The organism is Streptomyces sp. NPDC001070 (assembly GCF_053598835.1).
This window is the reverse complement of record NZ_JBSFLB010000013.1, coordinates 143,098-160,234: the sequence shown is the minus strand read 5'-3', so window position 1 is coordinate 160,234 and position 17,137 is coordinate 143,098. Positions and strand designations below refer to the sequence as shown.

The following is a 17,137-nucleotide window of genomic DNA, read 5'->3' as shown; positions in this document are numbered from 1 at the left end:
CGGTGTCCCCGTGTGCCGTCCTGCCGTCATCACGAGCACCCCGGAGGCCCTCATGGGACATCCCCGTCCGATTTCCATCACCTGCACCGACCTCTCCTTCGCCTGGCCGGACGGCACTGCCGTCCTCGACGGGTTCCAGCTCTCCGCCGGCCCCGGCCGTACGGGCCTGATCGGGCCCAACGGGTCCGGCAAGTCGACCCTGTTGAGACTCCTCGCCGGCCGGCTCACGCCCGGCGGCGGCACGGTGCGCGTCGCGGGCGAGATCGGGTACCTGCCGCAGGACGCCGTACTCGACACCGCGCTGCGGGTGGACGAGGCCCTGGGCATCGCACAGGCCCGGGCCGCGCTGCACGCCATCGAGGCCGGCCACGCGACGGAGGAGAACTACGCCGCGGTCGGCGACGACTGGGACGTGGAGGAGCGGGCCCGGGCCGGACTCGACGGCCTCGGGCTGGGCCACGTCGGTCTCGACCGTGTCGTCGGCGAGCTCTCCGGCGGAGAGTGCGTGCTGCTGCGGCTGGCGTCCCTGCTGCTGCGCCGCCCGGACGTGCTGCTGCTCGACGAACCGACCAACAACCTGGACCTGGCGGCCAGGCGGCGGCTCCACGAGGCGGTCGCGGCCTGGAACGGCGTCCTGGTGGTCGTCTCCCACGACCGCGAACTGCTGCGCCACGTCGACCGGATCGCCGAGCTGCGCGACGGCGGGGTCCGCTGGTACGGGGGCGACATCGCCGCCTACGAGGAGGCCCTGGCCGTCGAACAGGACGCGGCCGAGCGCCTGCTGCGCGTCGCCGAGTCCGATGTGCGGCGGCAGAAGAGGGAGTTGGCGGACGCCCACGTCAAGCTGGCCCGGCGGGTCCGGTACGGGCAGAAGATGTACGACGCCAAGCGTGAGCCGCGCGCAGTCATGAAGCAGCGCAAGCGCCAGGCCCAGGTGTCCGCGGGCAAGCACCGCATCCTGCACGCGGAGCGGCTTGCGGAGGCGAAGGAGCGGCTGGACGAGGCCGTCGAGGCGGTGCGGGACGACGACGTGATCCGCGTCGACCTGCCCCACACGGCGGTCCCCGCGGGCCGTACCGTGCTCACGCTGCGCACCCTGCGCACGGCGTACGGGGCGCCGGCCGGGGACCTGGAACTGCGGGGACCGGAGCGGATCGCCCTGGTCGGCCGCAACGGCGCCGGGAAGACGACACTGCTGCGTACGGTCACCGGGGAACTGCCCCCGGCGGCGGGCGAGGCGCTGGCGCATGTGCCGTTGCGCTTCCTGCCGCAGCGGCTCGACATCCTGGACGACGAACTGTCGGTCGCGGCCAACGTGGCCCGGTTCGCGCCGCAGGCGACGGTCAACCGGATCCGGGCGTCGCTGGCCCGCTTCCTGTTCCGGGGCGCCCGGGCCGACCAGCCGGCCGGTTCGCTGTCAGGCGGGGAGCGGTTCCGGGCCTCGCTCGCGGCGCTGATGCTCGCGGAACCGGCGCCGCAGCTGCTCCTGCTGGACGAGCCGACGAACAACCTGGACATGGCGAGCGTGCGGCAGTTGACGACGGCGCTCGCCTCCTACGAGGGTGCGCTGATCGTGGCGAGCCATGACCTGCCGTTCCTGCGCGGCATCGGCGTCACGTGCTGGCTGCGGCTCGACGCCGACGGGCTCACCCGCGTCGAGCCGCTGTGACGGGTGCGGTGCCGCTCCGGCGGCGGGGCTCCCCCCGGGGCCCCGCCGCCGGTGTCCGCGGGCCGCGTGGCGGCGTCAGCGGTACAGCTTGTTCACGGCGGTCCGCGTGGTCCTCCTGAAGGCCTTCAGCGGGATCTGTTCGAGGGTTCCCATCTGGCCCCACTCGACGACGGTGACGGTGCGGCCGTCGCGGCCGATGCCGTAGAGCCGGACGCTGTGCTCGGACTCCGGCGGCGCGACGTGCACGCCGTAGACGTGCGCGCCCTCCTCCACGTCGAGGGAGCCGAAGTCCTTCCAGTCGGCCTCCGCTCCCGGGTTCTGGTCCAGGAAACGGCCCGCGCAGCCCCGTACGGACTTGTGGAGCTTCGCGGCGAGGTCACGCGCCGCCTTGGTGTTCTCGGCCGTGAAGGTGACCTGCTGGGCGTTGGTGTCCAGTTCGGTCCAGAACGAGCGGTGGGAGACGCCCTTGCGGGGCAGGCCGCTCAGGGCGCAGGCGGTGCCGCCCTCGGGCAGACCGCTCCTGACCCGGTCGGCGTACCAGGGCGAGTAGGGGTACGGCGGCAGTTCCTTCGGCGCGAGGAACCTCGGCGCGGCGGGCGGCGCGGCGGCCCCGGCGTCGGCGGTGCCGACGGCGATCAGCGTGGTGGCGGCGACCGCGGACAGCGCGGTCGCGGCGGCGCGGCGGGCGAGTGTGCGGTTCAAGGCGGTTCCCCCGTGGTCGGACGTGAACGACGGCCGCCGCGGAGGCGGCGGTGATGTCGTCAGCGTGCGCGGCGCCGTCACGGCCCCGCAACAGTCGCCGCCGCTTCCGGGACGCCGGAACGGTGGCGCGTACCCTGGCCTGGGGAGACGTGAGCGCCCTGGAACGGGTGGCCGGGACACGGGAGACGTCGGGGGCGCGGGACATGGCTGGGACGGCGGCGGGCAGCGAGCACTTCGCCCGGCATTTACGCGAGCTGAAGGATCGTTCGGGGCTGAGCTACGGGCAGCTCGCGACCCGGCTGCACGTCGGTACGTCGACGCTGCACCGCTATTGCAACGGCGACGCCGTCCCGGCGGACTACGCGGTGGTGGAACGCCTGGCCCGGCTGTGCGGCGCGGGGCCGGAGGAACTGGTCGAGCTGCACCGCCGGTGGGTGCTCGCGGACGCCGTACGGCGCGTGGGCAACCGGGGCGGTGGCGCGGTGCCGGAGCGGGACGGCGGGGGAAACGGGAACGGGAGCGGGAGCGATGACGCCGCCCCGGCAGGGAGCGCCGCATCCGGGCCTGTTCCGGAACCCGAGCCTGCGTCCGTGCCTGCGACGGCCGCCGTGGACCCGGCACCCGAACTCGCGCCGATCGGACCCGCCCCCGGCGGGCCGCGTCCGTCGCGTCCCTGGCGGCGCCGGCTGTCCCGGCCCGCCGTCGCCGGGTCGGTGGCCGCCCTGGTGCTCACCGGCGCGGTACTGGCCATGACCGACGGCGCCACCGGCGAGCGTCCTCCGGCGCACGCGGCGTCCCCGCGGTCCGCGCAGCCGGGCGACGCCGGGGGTCCGCCGACCCCGGCGGACGGAACGGGCCCGCGCTCGCCCACCGCGTCCGCGTCCGGTCCACCCTCCGGGAAGCCGTCGGCGACCGGCACGGACGGCACACCGCGTTCACCCGGTGGCGGTGCCACGGCCTCCGGGGCCCCGGTCCCGGCCCGGCCACTGGTCTGGAGCGTCCGCTCCCACGTGTGGCAGAGCGGCTGCGACCACCGCTATCTGATCGCCCGGCCCCCCTCCGACGTCCCTCCCCCGCCGGTCGCGCAGGACGCGCCCGCCTGGGCCGGCGCCCTCGGTGCCGTGCACGGCGGCACCACGATCGTCGAGGCCACCGTCCAGGGACGCGGTTCCACCCCGGTGGTCGTGCAGGCCCTGCACATCCGGGTCGTGGAGCGCCGCAGCCCGCTGCGCTGGTCGTCCTACGCCATGTCGAACGGCTGCGGCGGTGCGCTGACCCCCGCGGAGTACGCGGTGGACCTCGACGCCGCCCGTCCGGAGCCCCATTCGCAGGACGGGTTCGACGGCGAGAACGTCCTGCCGGCGGTCCGCCTCCCGTATCAGGTCTCCGAACGGGATCCTCTGGTGCTGCGGGTCACCGCCCGCACGGTGCGGTGCGACTGCGACTGGTACCTGGAGCTGGAGTGGACGGCGGGCAACCGGACGAAGACGGTCCGCATCGGCGACGACGGGCGGCCGTTCCGCACCAGCGGCGTCAAGGGCCGCCCGGAGTACGGCTACTTGCCGGAAACCGGCTGGACCCGCGACTGAGTCCCCGGATCCCCCGGTCCCGGAAGTACGGGACGGCCCCCACCCCCCCGTGCAGGGTGGGGACCGTCTCCCCCCGTTTCCCTTCGGCCGCGTTCCTCGCGGTCAGAGGCCGAACGGCCAGATGAAGCCCTTGTTCATGGTGATGAGCACGACCAGCACCATCAGGTCGGCCGCGCCCAGGACCAGCCCGAGCATCGCCCGGACCGGGCGCCGGGTGCCCCGTACGAGCGCGACGCCACCGAGGATCAGGGCGAAGGGGCCGAGCACGATGTTGAAGGCCAGCAGGCCCACCAGGCCCAGCACGAACGAGGCGACGGCCATGCCGTCGGAGCCGTCCGAGCCCGACCGGGCTTCCCGGGCGCGCAGTTCGCGCTCGCGGGCAGGTACGTAGGAGTCCATGGGTGGTTTCCCCCGGGAGACGTGGGTCAGCGGTTGCGGTGTTGCCCGATGCGCTCGCGTACGTAGAACGTGAGCAGCCAGGCACCGATCACGCCCGCGGCGACGAGGAAGACGGGGAACGAGGTGTACGAGACGGTGCCCAGGAGGATCCCCATGGCGACCAGGACGACGAGGAGGGTCACGGATCTGTGCCTTTCTCGGTTGCCGGATGGCACTGCGGGCTGCGGACGTTACAGCTCAGTGAACAGTTGGAATAACAACTGTTCACTGAATCGGTAGTCTACTGTCGCGAAACTCGGCGAACAGCTGTTTACTGGATGACATGAGTCACACCCTCGGGGTCCGTGAGGCCCAGAAGCAGCAGACCCGGCGGGCCCTCCTCGACGCCGGCCTGCGCCTGCTGGAGAACCAGAGCCTGAGCAGCCTGGGGCTGCGCGAGGTCACGCGCGAGGTGGGCGTCGCACCCGCCGGCTTCTACCGGCACTTCCGCGACATGAGCGACCTCGGGGTGGCCCTGGTCGCCGAGTCACTGGGCAGCCTGCACGCCATGATCCGGGCGATCCTGGCCGAACAGGACGACGCGGAGGAGGTCATCGCCCGCTCCATCCGGGTCATCGTCCTGCATGTGCGCGACCACCGCCCGCACATCCGCTTCATCGCCCGGGAACGCCACGGCGGGGTCCAGGCCGTCCGCGAGGCCATCGCCGCCGAACTCTCGCTCTTCGCCGACGAGGTGGCCGCGGCGCTCGGCGCGCAGCCCGTCTCCCGCGGCTGGGATCCCGAGGACGTGCGCATGCTGGCCGAACTGTACGTGGACCGCATGCTGATGACGGCGATCGCGTTCATGGAGGCGCCGGCCGGGGATGCCGGGGCCGAGGAACGGATCGAGCAGCGGGCCCGCAAGGAGCTCTACCTCATCCACCTGGGACGGCGGCACTGGCTCGGCGCCTGAGGGGCGATTCGCACTTGCGTGGATCCACCATCTAAGGTGATCACATGGCTTTCGCACTCTTTCGGCGTAATCGGACGGCCAACGGCAGCGCGGATCCGGGGCTGTTGCCCCCGGTCGCCAAAGGCGCGGGGCTGATGAGCTGTCAGGTGCTCGACCCCATGGGCCAGCCGATGGGCGGAGCCGAGATCACCGTGTCCGACGCGCTCACCCATGACACGCGCGTGAAGGCGATCAGCGATCCTTACGGGACGTTCCTCGCGACCCTGCCGCCCGGGCACTACACGGTGGTGATCACCTCGGACGGCCTGCAGCCCTACCGCGGGACCGTGGAGATCGCGGAGGGGCTGCAGTCCCCGATGGGGAAGGTGCAGTTGGCGCCGTCACCGGGCGCCGAACTGCCGCCCCCGGGGACCTGGCTCTTCGACCCGCCGCACACGGCCATCCGCTTCATCGCCAAGCACGTCGGCATGGCCCATGTGCACGGCCGCTTCGACCGCTTCGAGGGCGGCATACGCGTCGCGGAGCGCATGGAGGACTCCCACGTCGAGATCTCCATCGACGCCGCGAGCATCAACACCGGGAACAGGACCCGCGACAACCACCTGCGCTCGGCGGACTTCCTGGACGTGGCGGGCTACCCCTGGCTCCACTTCGCGAGCGACCGCTTCGTGCACCACGGCGGCTCCCGCTGGGGCGTCCAGGGACACCTCACCATGCACGGCATCAGCCGCTCGGTGACCCTGGACACCCACTACCTGGGGATGGCGACCGGCGGCTACGGCGAGGAGTTGCGGTGCGCCGCTCTCGCCACCGCCGAACTGCACCGCGACGACTACACCCTCAACTGGCAGAACATGCTGGCGCGGGGCATCGCGGTGGTGGGCCCGACCATCAAGCTGGAGCTCGATGTGCAGGCCATGTTCTCCAGCCACGACACCCCGACGCCGCCGGAGTAGCCGCCGGGAGCGCCCTCAGGCCGCGGGGCCCGCGGGAGTGATCACCGCGAAGGCCGCGCCGTGCGGATCGACGACCTGGCCGAAGCGGCCGACCTGCGGCATGTCCATCGCGGGCAGCCGGACCGTGCCGCCGGCCTGCTCGGCCCCGGCCAGCGTGGCGTCGCAGTCGGACACCGCGAAGTACGGCAGCCAGTGCGAGCCGGCGCCCGCGGCCAGCATCTCCTCGTCGAGCTGCATGACGCCGCCGTGGGCGTCGCTCTCCCCGCCGCCGGCCGGCGAGACCATGGTGTAGACGCCGCCGGGGATCTGCGCGTCCTCGGTCTTCCAGCCGAAGACCGAGCGGTAGAAGGCCAGCGCCGCGGGCGCGTCGGTGGTGTAGAGCTCGGTCCAGTACAGGGAACCCGGCTCGTCGACGACGTCCAGGCCCTTGTTGGCGCCCGGCTGCCACACGCAGAAGTTCGCGCCGCTCGGGTCGGTGTAGGCCGCCATGCGGCCGAGGTCGAAGACGTCCATGGGGGCGAAGCGCACGCGGCCGCCCGCCTGCTCGACGGCCTTGGTGGTGGCGTCGGCGTCGGCCGTCTGGAAGTACGGCTCCCAGGCACCGGTCGTGACACCCGGCTGGTTCTGCGGGCCGATACCGGCGACGGTCCGGTCGCCGATCCGGAACATGCCGTATCCGCCCGCCTCCGGTCCGGCCGACTGGAAGTCCCAGCCGAACACCCGGCGGTAGTAGGCAACCGAGGCGTCGATGTCCGGACTTCCCAGGTCGAGCCAGTTGGGGGCGCCGGCGACGTAGTTGGTGCTGAGCATGGCGTGCTCCTTCGACGGGGTGCTGTGCCCTGGTCGCGCCCAGTCTTGCACCGGGCACTGACAGTGCCCCTGTGCCGCTCCGTCAGCCCTGCTGCGGCTGGCTGGCGATGACCGCGAACAGCGCGCCGAAGGGATCCGCCAGGTGCGCGAAGCGGCCGACACCCTCGGCGTGCCGGGGTGCCGTGACGACGGTGCCGCCGAACTGCCCGGCCTTGGCGACCACCGCGTCGGCGTCCTCGACCTCGAAGTAGGGCAGCCACCGCGGGGACGCCCCCGCGTCCCTCATCGCGCCGGTGATCTCCACGATTCCGCCGAGGGACGCCTCGCGTCCGCCGCCCGAGGTCGACAGCACGGTGTAGCTGGTGATGCCGAGGGGCACCTCCTGTGCCTGCCAGTCGAAGACCGCACCGTAGAAGGCGCGGGCCGCGGCGGCGTCGGGCGCGTACAGCTCCGCCCAGCCGAGGCTGCCCGGCTCGGTGACCACGTCGAGGCCCTTGGTGTCGCGGGGCTGCCACACGGCGAACTCCGCTCCCCCTGGGTCGGTGAAGCCGGCCATGCGGCCGTTGGTGAACACGTCGAAGGGCGCGAGGCGGACCGTGCCGCCGGCCTGCTCCACCGCCTTGGCGGTGGCGTCGGCGTCGGCTGTCTGGAAGTACAGCGTCCAGGACGGCCGCATGCCCTCCTCGGTGAGCGGTCCGAAGGCGGCGACGGTCTTCCCGCCGAGGCGGAAGAAGCCGTAGCCGCCGGCCTCGGGTCCGAGGGACTGGGCGTCCCAGCCGAAGAGCCCGCTGTAGAAGGAGACCGCCGCCGCGGGGTCGGTGCTGCCGAGGTCGATCCAGTTCGGGGCGCCGTTGACGTACTGGGTGGTGAGCATGGCGGTCTCCTTCGCCTGGCGTGCTTCCCTGGGTCCGTCGTCACATGCCCTCCCCCAGCTGCCGCCGGGTGGCACTGCCACCGGCCGTGGGCCGGGGAGCGCCACCCCACACCGATGTGACGGCAGACCCTTGTCCCGTGAGCCCGGTGTCCGTCCTCAGTCTGGCACCGGTGCCGGGCTCCCGCCGGGCGGTGTCACTTCCCCTGGGTGAACTCGTCGTACGCCTTGAGCACCTCGTCGGTCGAGCCGTCCATGCGCAGCGTGCCGTGCTCCAGCCAGATGGCGCGGTCGCAGGTGTCGCGGATCGACTTGTTGTTGTGGCTGACCAGGAAGACCGTGCCGGCCTCCTGGCGCAGCTCGCGGATCCGCGCCTCGGAGCGCTTGCGGAACCGGTTGTCGCCCGTCGCCAGCGCCTCGTCGATCATGAGGACGTCGTGGCTCCTGGACGCCGCGATCGAGAACCGCAGGCGGGCGGCCATGCCGGAGGAGTACGTGCGCATCGGAAGGGAGATGAAGTCGCCCTTCTCGTTGATGCCCGAGAACTCGACGATGTCGTCGTAGCGTGCCCGGACCTCGTCCTGGGACATGCCCATCGCGAGCCCGCCGAGCATCACGTTGCGCTCACCGGTCAGGTCGTTCATCAGGGCGGCGTTCACGCCCAGCAGTGACGGCTGACCCTTGGTGTAGACCCTGCCGCTCTCCGCGGGCAGCAGCCCGGCGACGGCCTTGAGCAGGGTCGACTTGCCCGAGCCGTTGGAGCCGATCAGGCCGATGGACTCGCCCCGGTAGGCGGTGAAGCTCACACCGCGCACGGCGTGGACCGTACGGACGTTCGGGTTGCCCTTGCGGCGCGCCAGTCGCGACAGGGCGTTGACGGCGGTGCCGCGGCCGGTGCCGGCGCCGTGCACCCGGTACATGATGTGCAGGTCGTCCACGATCACGGTGGGAATGCGCTCAGCCACGGCCGTACTGCTCCTCAGCCTTCCAGAAGTACACAAAGCCCCCGACACCCATGACCAGGGCCCAGCCCAGGGCCACCGCCCACACGTGCGGCGGCAGCTGCGCGGAGGTGAAGCTGTCGATCAGCGCGAAGCGCATCAGGTCGATGTAGACCGCGGCCGGGTTCAGGCCCAGCAGGATCCGCACCGGCTCCGGCACGTGCGCCGCCACGCGACTGATGCTGTACATGACACCCGAGGTGTACATCCAGGTGCGCAGGATGAACGGCATCAACTGGGCGAGGTCGGTCATCTTGCTGCCCAGCCGCGCCATCACCAGCGCCAGGCCCGCGTTGAAGACCGACTGCAGCACCAGCGCCGGGATCGCCAGCAGCCACGACGGACCCGGCACCTCGCCGGTCATCAGCACGATCGCCAGCAGCACCAGCATCGACATCAGCAACTGCTGCAGCTGCATCAGCGTCTGCGCGATCGGCAGGCTGGCGCGCGGGAAGTGCAGGGCCCGCACCAGGCCGAGGCTGCCCGAGATGGCGCGCACGCCCGCCATCACCGAGGACTGGGTGAAGGTGAAGATGAAGATGCCGGTGACCAGGAACCCGATGTAGTTGTCCACACCACGGTCGGTGCCCAGCAGCAGGCCGAAGATCAGATAGTAGACGGCCGCGTTGAGCAGCGGTGTCAGCACCTGCCACAGCTGACCCAGCCGGGCCTGGGTGTACTGCGCCGACACGCGGGCGGTCGCGTACGAGGTGATGAAGTGCCGGCGTCCCCACAGCTGCCGCACGTAGGCGCCCAGGCCGGGCCGGGCGCCGCTGACCGTGAGGCCGTGCTCGGCTGCCAGCTCTGCGGGGGTCGGCGCCGGCGCGCCGGGCGGCGCGGGCGCCGCGGAAGAGGACTCGATGTCAAGGCTCACGAGGGAGGCGCTTCCGTTCGGGGGGTGATGCGCGAGGGGGGTGGTTGTGCGCCGACGGAACGAGACCGTGTCGTCGTTACCGAGACGTTAGACCACACGAGCGTTGGAACGCAACCGTTCCGTCCCATCGTCGCGTAGGCTGCCGGGCATGGCACCGGACACCGCACCCCCTCGACGCGCCCCCGCCGGGGCGGCAGTGCTCCGTGACGATGTTACGGAGGCGATCCGTGCGGCCGTGTTCGAGGAGCTCGCCGCGGTCGGCTACGGCCGGATGTCCATCGAGGGCATCGCGCGCCGGGCGGGCGTCGGCAAGGCCGCGGTCTACCGGCGCTGGCGCTCCAAGCTGCCGCTCGTCCTGGACGTCGTCTCCGCGGTAGCTGCGCTCGGTGTGCCCGCGCCCGCCACGGGGAGCCTGCTGGGCGACATCCGGATGCTGCTGGAGGTGACGGCGCGGGCCCTGCGGCACCCCGTCGCCTCGCAGATCATCCCCGACCTGCTGGCGGAGGCCTCCCGCAACCCGGACATCGCCGAGACCCTGCAGATCGCGCTGCGCGACACCCAGCGCGGCATCGCCACCGCCATCGTCGACGCGGCGGTCGAACGCGGGGAGCTGCCCGCCGGCACGGACTGCGACCTCGCCCTCGACCTCATCGCCGGGCCCCTCTACTGGCGCCTCGCGGTGCTCCGCTCCCCCCTCTCGCCGCGCTACCTCGACCACCTCGCCGCCGCCACGACGGCGGCGCTCGCCGCGTCGGCCGGGTAGCGGCTGCCGCCGCGGGGCTCGTCGACGGCAGCGGCCCCGACACCGGAGCCGCGCGCGAGCGCGTCGCGGCGGTCCCGGCCGCCGCACCCCCGTGAGATCCGTCACCCGGTGCCGGGCGGCGCGGCGCCGCAGAGGTCCGGAAGGCGGGCGCCCCCCGCCGCGTACCGGAGCCTTCCGCCACATCGGCTCCCCCAGCGGAGCCGGGGGAGCCCCGGGGCGCTGGGGGTGCCCCCGGGTACGGTGCGTCGCAAGGCGGCGGGTCGTCCTCGCAGTGGGCCACTCGGGCGACTGGACCGGTCGTGCAGGCCCGCCCGTCCCTCGCTGTGGAACCGACCGGCCCAGCGGTGAGCGCACTGCCGCGAGACACCCGGCCTCCTTGGCCACATGAGCCACCGGACCGCCGTCGAAGACGACACGGCGCACCAGCAGGCGTCTGCCGTCAAAGGTCAGCCGGGCATCGACGTGGGCCACCAAGCCCTCCGAGGTCAGTGAAGACGGCAGTCTCCACCACGCCCGGAGGCCCTCCATGATCAACAACCGACACGGACGTGTCACCGACGTGTCGGCCGAGTACGTCTAGCCGCGCGGGACCGCGAAGTCGTCCAGGCGGGCGCGCTCCGGGGCGAGTGACGACCAGGGCCCCGGCCAGGTGAGGACAGCGACGGCGGAGGTCGGGAACTTGTCCGACGCGCGGAACAGGGCGTCGGCGCGGGCCTCGCCCGTCAGCCGGAGCACGAGGTCCTGCACCCCGGGGTTGTGGCCGACCAGCAGGACCACCGCCGCGTCGCCGGGGGTCTCGCGCACGACGTCGAGCAGGGCGCGCGCGGTGGCCGCGTACACCCGCTCGTCGAAGCGCACCGGCGGAGGCGGCGCGGCGCCCAGCGCCTCGGCGGCCAGCTCCCAGGTCTCCCGGGTGCGGCGGGCGGTCGAGCAGATCACCAGGTCCGGGGTGTGCTTGCCCTCGCGCAGCCAGCGGCCGACGGCGGGGGCGTCGCGCCGGCCGCGGGTGCCGAGCGGGCGGTCGTGGTCGGGGACGTCCGGCGGCCAGGCGGACTTGGCGTGCCGCAGCACGATGAGCCGTCGCGGCCCCTCCGCGTGGTCCCTCACGGCCGCACCCCGCCGACCTCGCGCGTCAGCTCCAGGGCGAGCACGCGGTCCGCGTGGGCGAACGTCTCGAAGCGGGAGCCCGCCGGGAGCACCGTCTCCGCCTCCAGCCGGTCCAGGGTGGCCAGGTAGGCCGCGGTGTCCAGATCCGCCGTCAGCGACGCCTGGAGGTGCTCGACGTACTCGGCGCACATCGGCTTGGACGGCGAGTCGGCCCAGCCGGCGACGGCACGGCGCCAGTGCCGGAGCCGCGCCTCCGCCGCATCCAGCGCCGGCGGGGTCAGCTCGGCCGGGGCCCGGCGGTCGAGGCCGAGCAGCGCGAGCCGTACGGCGGGCCCGGCGGGTACCTCGTACGGGTGAACCTGTCCGACGTCCATGCGGGGGGCGCCGGTCTCGCCGCCCGCCGCCGTGACGTGGACCCGGGCGCGGCCGGCCAGCGCCTCCTCGGCCTCGGGCGTGCTGTCGCCCCGCGCCGCGGCGGGCAGGATGCCGAGCGCCGAGGCGGCCGCGGCCAGGGCGGGGTCGGCCGGGCCCACCACCGCGACCAGCACCTGTCCGCCGTAGGTCTCCGCCGTACGCGCCAGCACGTCCGCCACCAGAAGCACCCTCAGCGCCGTCGTCCCGCCCGCGGGACCGGTGTGAGCGAGCACCCGAAGGGGGACCCGGCGTCCCGGGTCCAGATCCACGGGCTCGCCGCTCCTGCCGTCCACGATGCGCAGCACGCCTCCGAATCTACGCCGTACGGCCCACCACCGCAGACCCCCTTCCGGGGTGACGGGGCCTCGCGTGGTGTCCGGAACGCCGCGGAACCGGGCGCCCCGGCCGGGGCCCCGGCTCGCCGGCGTCCGCGAAGTGCCCTGCGGGCCCGAGGACTTCCCGCCGGCCGGCGCCCTGCCCCCCGACGCCGCCCCGGCGCGGGAGCGCCTGCGCGCGGCCGCTCGCCCCGGACCGGCCGGAAGTGCCTGCCGCGCCGGGCGACAGGTGCTCCGGTTGCCGCCGGGGGCCGGGCGGACCGCGGCCGCGCGCGACCTCGTCACCCCCAGCGGACGCTCTCGCGGCTCGCGTGGAGCCGCGGGGCCGGAAGAGGTACCTCCCCCGATCCGGGGGATCCGCTCGTCGCGGGCCGTCTCACCGCCACCGCCCTGATCGGGACGATGCCGCCGCACCTGCCGCCGCACCCCGCCAGTGGGAACCGATGCACACCTGCCCGGAGTTGTTCCCGGACACGGCCGAGGAGGCGGTCCACCACGCGTCCGCTGCCCCGTCCGGCGCCGAACTGGACGCCGGTGCGCCGCTCTTCGCCGTATGCATTCCCGCCGGCCGGGGCGAGCCGCCTTCGTACGGGCCGGCGACGCCGGCCAGGTGGCGATGCCCTCGCGCCCGCCCCCGTCCACCGATCGCCGCGAGCGCTGCACCGTGGCCCGGGCCCCGCACCGGCGGCCTGAGGGAACGGATTCGGCGTGCTCCGGGGCCCGTCCGCTGCCGGCGCGTTCCCCTGCCCGGGGCGAGGTGCTCGGCACGGGGCACCGGCGGCCCGCGCCCTGGCACATGTGAGACGTGGCGCTTTGCCGCCAGTCACCGATCGTTCCCCCGGTCGCGGAGGGGCCGGTAGGACCGGGCCATGACCTCCCTCATACCCCGCCGCCCACGAGGCAGACGGTTCCTCTCCACGGCCGCCGCGGTCGTCGTCGTCCTCACGACCCTCACCGGGCGGGCAGGACCGGCGACCGCGGACAGCACGCCGCCGGCATCGGCCGCACCCCGTCACGCCGGCGCCACCCGCACGGTCACGCTGATCACCGGCGACGTCGTCCGGGTGACGGACGTCGGCGGCGGCAAGAAGTCCGTCGACGTACGGCGCCCGCACGGCGCCACAGGAGGCATACGGACCGAGACCGCCGGCGGCGACCTCTACGTCTACCCGGACGAGGCCCTGCCCTACCTCGCCGCGAACCGCCTGGACCGGAGGCTGTTCGATGTCACCGCCCTGATCGAGCAGGGCTACGACGACCAGCACAGCACCGGCATCCCGCTGATCCTCGGCTACCGCGACAAGGCCGCCGCCGCGACGCCGGCAGGCACGACCAGGGTGCGGTCGCTCAAGAGCGTCAACGGAGCCTCCGTCAGGGCGGCCAAGAAGCAGGCCAGGAAGGTATGGACCTCGGTGGCCGATGTCGCCCCCGCGGACCGGCCCGCCCTGCGCGGCGGTCTGTCCAGGATCTGGCTGGACGGCCGGGTCCGCGCCGCACTCCACGACAGCACCGCGCAGATCGGCGCGCCGGCCGCCTGGAGCTCCGGCCTCGACGGTACGGGCGTCAAGGTCGCCGTGCTGGACACCGGGGCCGACACCCACCACCCCGACCTGGCCGGCCGGGTGAGCAGCGCGGTCAGCTTCGTGCCCGGCGAGTCCGCCGAGGACGGGAACGGCCACGGCACCCACACCGCCTCCACCGTGGGCGGCAGCGGCGCCGCCTCCGACGGCGCCGAGAAGGGCGTGGCGCCCGGCGCCGACCTGCTGATCGGCAAGGTGCTCGGCGACGAGGGGTACGGCGAGGACTCCTGGGTCATCGCCGGCATGGAGTGGGCGGTGAACCAGGGCGCCAAGGTGGTCAGCATGAGCCTCGGTGGCTCCGAGCCCACCGACGGCACCGACCCGATGAGCCAGGCCCTGGACCGGCTCAGCGAGAGCAGCGGCGCGCTGTTCGTCGTCGCCGCCGGCAACACCGGCTACGAGGCGTCCATGAGCGCCCCGGGCACCGCCGACGCGGCGCTGACCGTGGCCGCGGTGGACTCCGGGGACAGGCTCGCGTACTTCTCGACCACGGGCCCGCGGTACGGCGACTACGCGCTCAAGCCGGACATCGCCGCCCCGGGCGTGGACATCCTGGCCGCGAAGGCCGGGGGCAGCGCCGACGGCGGCTGGTACCAGACGATGAGCGGCACCTCGATGGCCACGCCGCACGTCGCGGGCGCCGCCGCGATCCTCGCCCAGGAGCACCCGGGCTGGAGCGGTCCGCAGCTCAAGGACGCGCTGATGAGCACGTCCAAGCCGCTTCCAGACCTGACGGCCTATCAGGTCGGTGCGGGCCGGGTCGACCTGGCCGCCTCCACCACCGCCCCCCTCAGCGCCACCGGTTCGGCCTACTTCGGCTTCGACGCCTGGCCCCACAACGGCCCGGCCGCGGTCGAGCGCACGGTGACCTACCGCAACAGCGGCGACTCCCCCGTCGCCCTCTCCCTCGGCCTGACCGCCTCGGTGGCCGGCGGCCCGTACGACGTCGACCCGGGCGCCGACGCCGGAACCCCCGCGCCCGGCGGGATGTTCGCCCTGTCCGCGGACTCCGTGACCGTCCCGGCGCACGGCACGGCCTCCGTCACGGCCACCGCGCGGCCGGGACTCGGCGCCGACGGCCGCCGCTACCTCGGGCAGATCGCCGCGAGCGACGCCTCCGGAGCCGTGCGGGCGCGCACCCAGGTCGGCCTGTACCGGGAGGAGGAGCGCCACGCGCTGGGCGTCACCCTCAAGGACCGCTCCGGCAAGCCCGCCTCGGGCTTCGTCCAGCTGCAGCGCTTCGGGACCGACGCGGACCCGCAGATCGTCCCCGTAGACGACAGCGGCCGTGCGACGGTGCGGTTGAGGGCCGGCACCTACAGCGCGCTGAGCTACCTCGACGTCGCCGGCAGCCACGGCCCGGACTCGCTCGGCATGGCCCTGATGGGCGACCCGGAACTCGTCATGGACCGGGACCGCACGCTCGTCCTGGACGCGAGCAGGACCCGCGAGGTCACCGCCGAGGTGCCGCGCAGGACCGAGGACCGGATGCTCGGCATGCACTGGTACCGCTCGGACGGCGGCATCAGCACCGTGGACTCGCAGTACCTCCTGCCGTCGACGTACGACAGCATGTTCGTGCTGCCCACCCGGAAGGTCACCCAGGGCGCCTTCGAGTACGAGACCCGCTGGCGCAAGGCCTACCCGCTGTTGTCCCTGTCCCGTGACGGCAAGCCCGTCACGGTCCTCGGCCAGGCCGGAACCGCGCTCTACAAGGGCAGGAAGCGCGTGGACGCGGTGTACGCCGGTTCCGGCGCGCCCGCCGACTACGCCGGGCTGCGCGCCAAGGGCAAGGCCGTGCTGGTGACCCGTTCGGACGCGCTCACCGGCTCGCAGCGGGCCGAGGCGGCGGCCGGCGCCGGCGCCGCGCTGCTGATCGTGGTCAACGACGCCCCCGGCAAGCTCCTGGAGTACGTCGGCACCGACGAGGGCGGCTACAGCACCGTCCCGGTGGCCTCGGTGACCGCCCGCGAGGGCGCGCCACTGATCGAGCGGGCCCGGCGCGGCTCGCTGCGCCTGGACACCGAGGGTGTGCCGAACTCGCCGTACGTCTACGACCTGGTCGACCCGCATCCCGGCCGGATCCCGGCGACGGGCCTGACCTACCGGCCGCGGGCCTCCGAACTGGCCGTCGTGGACATGCGCTTCCACGGCACCACCGGGTACCCCAGCGGCGAGTACCGCTGGGACTACCGGCCGTACCGCAGCTACACGGTCGGGTTCCCCCTGCGGATGGACATGCCCGGGACGCGCACCGACTACCTCTCGGCACAGCCCGGCACCTCGTGGGCCGAGGACGCGATCACCGGACCCGGTCTGGCCCTGGAGTCGAACGGCGCCGTCACCACGTACCGGGCGGGCACCCGGGTGACCAGCGACTGGTTCGGCCCCGTGGTCCATCCGCGCAACGGCGGCGGCTACTGGTGGTCCGAACGGCAGCAGGGCTTCCTGTCCTTCAACATCCAGCCCTGGACGGACGGCGGCCGCGGCCACGGCGGCACCATGCAGGACGGCACCGCCGGCCTGGACTTCAAGGTGTACCAGGACGGTGAGCTGGTGAAGACCTCGGCCTACGCGTCGGCGACGCTCTGGCCGATCCCGACCGTGCCCTCCACCTACACCCTCGACCTGCGCGCGAAGCGCGACGCGGCCGCCTATCGGCTCTCGCCCCGGACGCACAGCGTGTGGCAGGTGAGGTCCGAGCCGGTGACCGATCCGCTGGGGATCGACCGGATGGCGCTGATGCAGCTCGACTACGACGTCGCCACCGACCTCGCGGGCGACGCCCGCGGCGGCCGGCAGACCCTGCGCCTGACCGGCAGCCATCTGCCGGACGCGGCGGGGGCCGGCCGGGTCGCGGGCGCGACGCTTGCGGTGTCGTACGACGACGGGCGCCACTGGCGTCGGGTCCGTCTGGACCGCACGGCATCAGGTCACTGGACCGCCCGCTTCGACGCCCCGCACCGCGGATTCGTGTCACTGAAGGCCCGGACCTGGGACGACGCGGGCAACAGCGTCACACAGGAGGTGACGCGGGCCTACGGACTGAAGTAGTTTTCCGCATCCGTGTCACGAGCGGGCCCCGGGCATCCACGCCCGGGGCCCCGGCACCCCC

Annotated in this window: 15 protein-coding genes and 1 pseudogene; 6 read left to right on the top strand and 10 right to left on the bottom strand. The window is 73.6% G+C overall.

The window, feature by feature from the left end; genetic code table 11:
* The first annotated feature begins 52 nt into the window (after window positions 1–52).
* Window positions 53–1,669, top strand: coding sequence for an ABC-F family ATP-binding cassette domain-containing protein (locus ACWDAS_RS18065; protein WP_450391484.1), 1,617 nt, complete (start codon window positions 53–55; stop codon window positions 1,667–1,669).
* Between the two features lie 75 nt (window positions 1,670–1,744).
* Here ACWDAS_RS18065 and ACWDAS_RS18060 read toward each other — a convergent pair whose 3' ends face one another.
* Window positions 1,745–2,371: a hypothetical protein gene (locus ACWDAS_RS18060; protein ID WP_450391481.1), complete on the bottom strand. Its 627-nt coding sequence runs from the start codon at window positions 2,369–2,371 to the stop codon at window positions 1,745–1,747.
* 149 nt (window positions 2,372–2,520) lie between these two features.
* Between ACWDAS_RS18060 and ACWDAS_RS18055 the strand changes: the two genes are divergently transcribed.
* A complete protein-coding gene (locus tag ACWDAS_RS18055) occupies window positions 2,521–3,960 on the top strand; it encodes a helix-turn-helix domain-containing protein (RefSeq protein WP_450391478.1) in 1,440 nt (479 codons plus the stop codon).
* Window positions 3,961–4,062: 102 nt separating this feature from the next.
* Here ACWDAS_RS18055 and ACWDAS_RS18050 read toward each other — a convergent pair whose 3' ends face one another.
* Entirely contained in the window at window positions 4,063–4,359 is a 297-nt protein-coding gene (locus ACWDAS_RS18050) for a DUF4190 domain-containing protein (RefSeq protein WP_450391476.1), read from the bottom strand.
* A 26-nt stretch (window positions 4,360–4,385) separates the two neighbouring features.
* The gene (locus ACWDAS_RS18045) at window positions 4,386–4,541 is read right to left on the bottom strand and encodes a hypothetical protein (RefSeq protein ID WP_450391473.1); all 156 of its coding nucleotides are present in this window, start codon (window positions 4,539–4,541) and stop codon (window positions 4,386–4,388) included.
* A 140-nt stretch (window positions 4,542–4,681) separates the two neighbouring features.
* Between ACWDAS_RS18045 and ACWDAS_RS18040 the strand changes: the two genes are divergently transcribed.
* Both ACWDAS_RS18040 and ACWDAS_RS18035 read left to right on the top strand, forming a co-directional pair.
* A complete protein-coding gene (locus ACWDAS_RS18040; protein ID WP_450391471.1) occupies window positions 4,682–5,311 on the top strand; it encodes a TetR family transcriptional regulator in 630 nt (209 codons plus the stop codon).
* Between the two features lie 44 nt (window positions 5,312–5,355).
* On the top strand, window positions 5,356–6,267 hold the full coding sequence (locus ACWDAS_RS18035; RefSeq protein WP_450391468.1) for a YceI family protein: 912 nt from the start codon (window positions 5,356–5,358) through the stop codon (window positions 6,265–6,267).
* A 15-nt stretch (window positions 6,268–6,282) separates the two neighbouring features.
* Here the strand turns inward: ACWDAS_RS18035 and ACWDAS_RS18030 are convergent, their stop codons facing one another.
* The 4 genes from ACWDAS_RS18030 to ACWDAS_RS18015 form a co-directional block, all read right to left on the bottom strand.
* Entirely contained in the window at window positions 6,283–7,077 is a 795-nt protein-coding gene (locus tag ACWDAS_RS18030) for a VOC family protein (protein WP_450391466.1), read from the bottom strand.
* A gap of 82 nt (window positions 7,078–7,159) precedes the next feature.
* A complete protein-coding gene (locus ACWDAS_RS18025; protein WP_450391463.1) occupies window positions 7,160–7,951 on the bottom strand; it encodes a VOC family protein in 792 nt (263 codons plus the stop codon).
* Window positions 7,952–8,145: 194 nt separating this feature from the next.
* Complete coding sequence (locus ACWDAS_RS18020; protein WP_450391653.1) at window positions 8,146–8,868, bottom strand: ABC transporter ATP-binding protein; 723 nt, start codon at window positions 8,866–8,868, stop codon at window positions 8,146–8,148.
* A gap of 37 nt (window positions 8,869–8,905) precedes the next feature.
* Window positions 8,906–9,823 (bottom strand): ABC transporter permease, encoded by a 918-nt coding sequence (locus ACWDAS_RS18015; protein WP_450391461.1) that lies wholly within the window; start codon window positions 9,821–9,823, stop codon window positions 8,906–8,908.
* A gap of 148 nt (window positions 9,824–9,971) precedes the next feature.
* On the opposite strand from ACWDAS_RS18015, the gene ACWDAS_RS18010 reads away from it, so the two are divergent.
* On the top strand, window positions 9,972–10,586 hold the full coding sequence (locus tag ACWDAS_RS18010; protein WP_450391458.1) for a TetR/AcrR family transcriptional regulator: 615 nt from the start codon (window positions 9,972–9,974) through the stop codon (window positions 10,584–10,586).
* 281 nt (window positions 10,587–10,867) lie between these two features.
* Here ACWDAS_RS18010 and ACWDAS_RS18005 read toward each other — a convergent pair.
* The 3 genes and pseudogenes from ACWDAS_RS18005 to ACWDAS_RS17995 all read right to left on the bottom strand — a co-directional run.
* Window positions 10,868–11,057, bottom strand: a pseudogene (locus ACWDAS_RS18005) (leucine zipper domain-containing protein); the annotation flags it as partial.
* A gap of 105 nt (window positions 11,058–11,162) precedes the next feature.
* Window positions 11,163–11,693: a SixA phosphatase family protein gene (locus tag ACWDAS_RS18000; protein ID WP_450391456.1), complete on the bottom strand. Its 531-nt coding sequence runs from the start codon at window positions 11,691–11,693 to the stop codon at window positions 11,163–11,165.
* Window positions 11,690–12,412, bottom strand: coding sequence for a hypothetical protein (locus ACWDAS_RS17995; protein WP_450391453.1), 723 nt, complete (start codon window positions 12,410–12,412; stop codon window positions 11,690–11,692). The genes ACWDAS_RS18000 and ACWDAS_RS17995 overlap by 4 nt, the downstream gene beginning before the upstream one ends.
* Window positions 12,413–13,311: 899 nt before the next feature.
* Here ACWDAS_RS17995 and ACWDAS_RS17990 point away from each other — a divergent pair.
* Window positions 13,312–17,076, top strand: a complete 3,765-nt coding sequence (locus tag ACWDAS_RS17990; RefSeq protein WP_450391451.1) for a S8 family serine peptidase — start codon at window positions 13,312–13,314, stop codon at window positions 17,074–17,076.
* Window positions 17,077–17,137: the final 61 nt, after the last annotated feature.

Coding starts and splice junctions, on each gene's coding strand:
- ACWDAS_RS18065 (WP_450391484.1), top strand. CDS start 53: ATGGGACATCCCCGTCCGATTTCCATCACCTGCACCGACCTCTCCTTC.
- ACWDAS_RS18050 (WP_450391476.1), bottom strand. CDS start 4,359: ATGGACTCCTACGTACCTGCCCGCGAGCGCGAACTGCGCGCCCGGGAA.
- ACWDAS_RS18040 (WP_450391471.1), top strand. CDS start 4,682: ATGAGTCACACCCTCGGGGTCCGTGAGGCCCAGAAGCAGCAGACCCGG.
- ACWDAS_RS18035 (WP_450391468.1), top strand. CDS start 5,356: ATGGCTTTCGCACTCTTTCGGCGTAATCGGACGGCCAACGGCAGCGCG.
- ACWDAS_RS18030 (WP_450391466.1), bottom strand. CDS start 7,077: ATGCTCAGCACCAACTACGTCGCCGGCGCCCCCAACTGGCTCGACCTG.
- ACWDAS_RS18025 (WP_450391463.1), bottom strand. CDS start 7,951: ATGCTCACCACCCAGTACGTCAACGGCGCCCCGAACTGGATCGACCTC.
- ACWDAS_RS18020 (WP_450391653.1), bottom strand. CDS start 8,868: ATGTACCGGGTGCACGGCGCCGGCACCGGCCGCGGCACCGCCGTCAAC.
- ACWDAS_RS18010 (WP_450391458.1), top strand. CDS start 9,972: ATGGCACCGGACACCGCACCCCCTCGACGCGCCCCCGCCGGGGCGGCA.
- ACWDAS_RS17990 (WP_450391451.1), top strand. CDS start 13,312: ATGACCTCCCTCATACCCCGCCGCCCACGAGGCAGACGGTTCCTCTCC.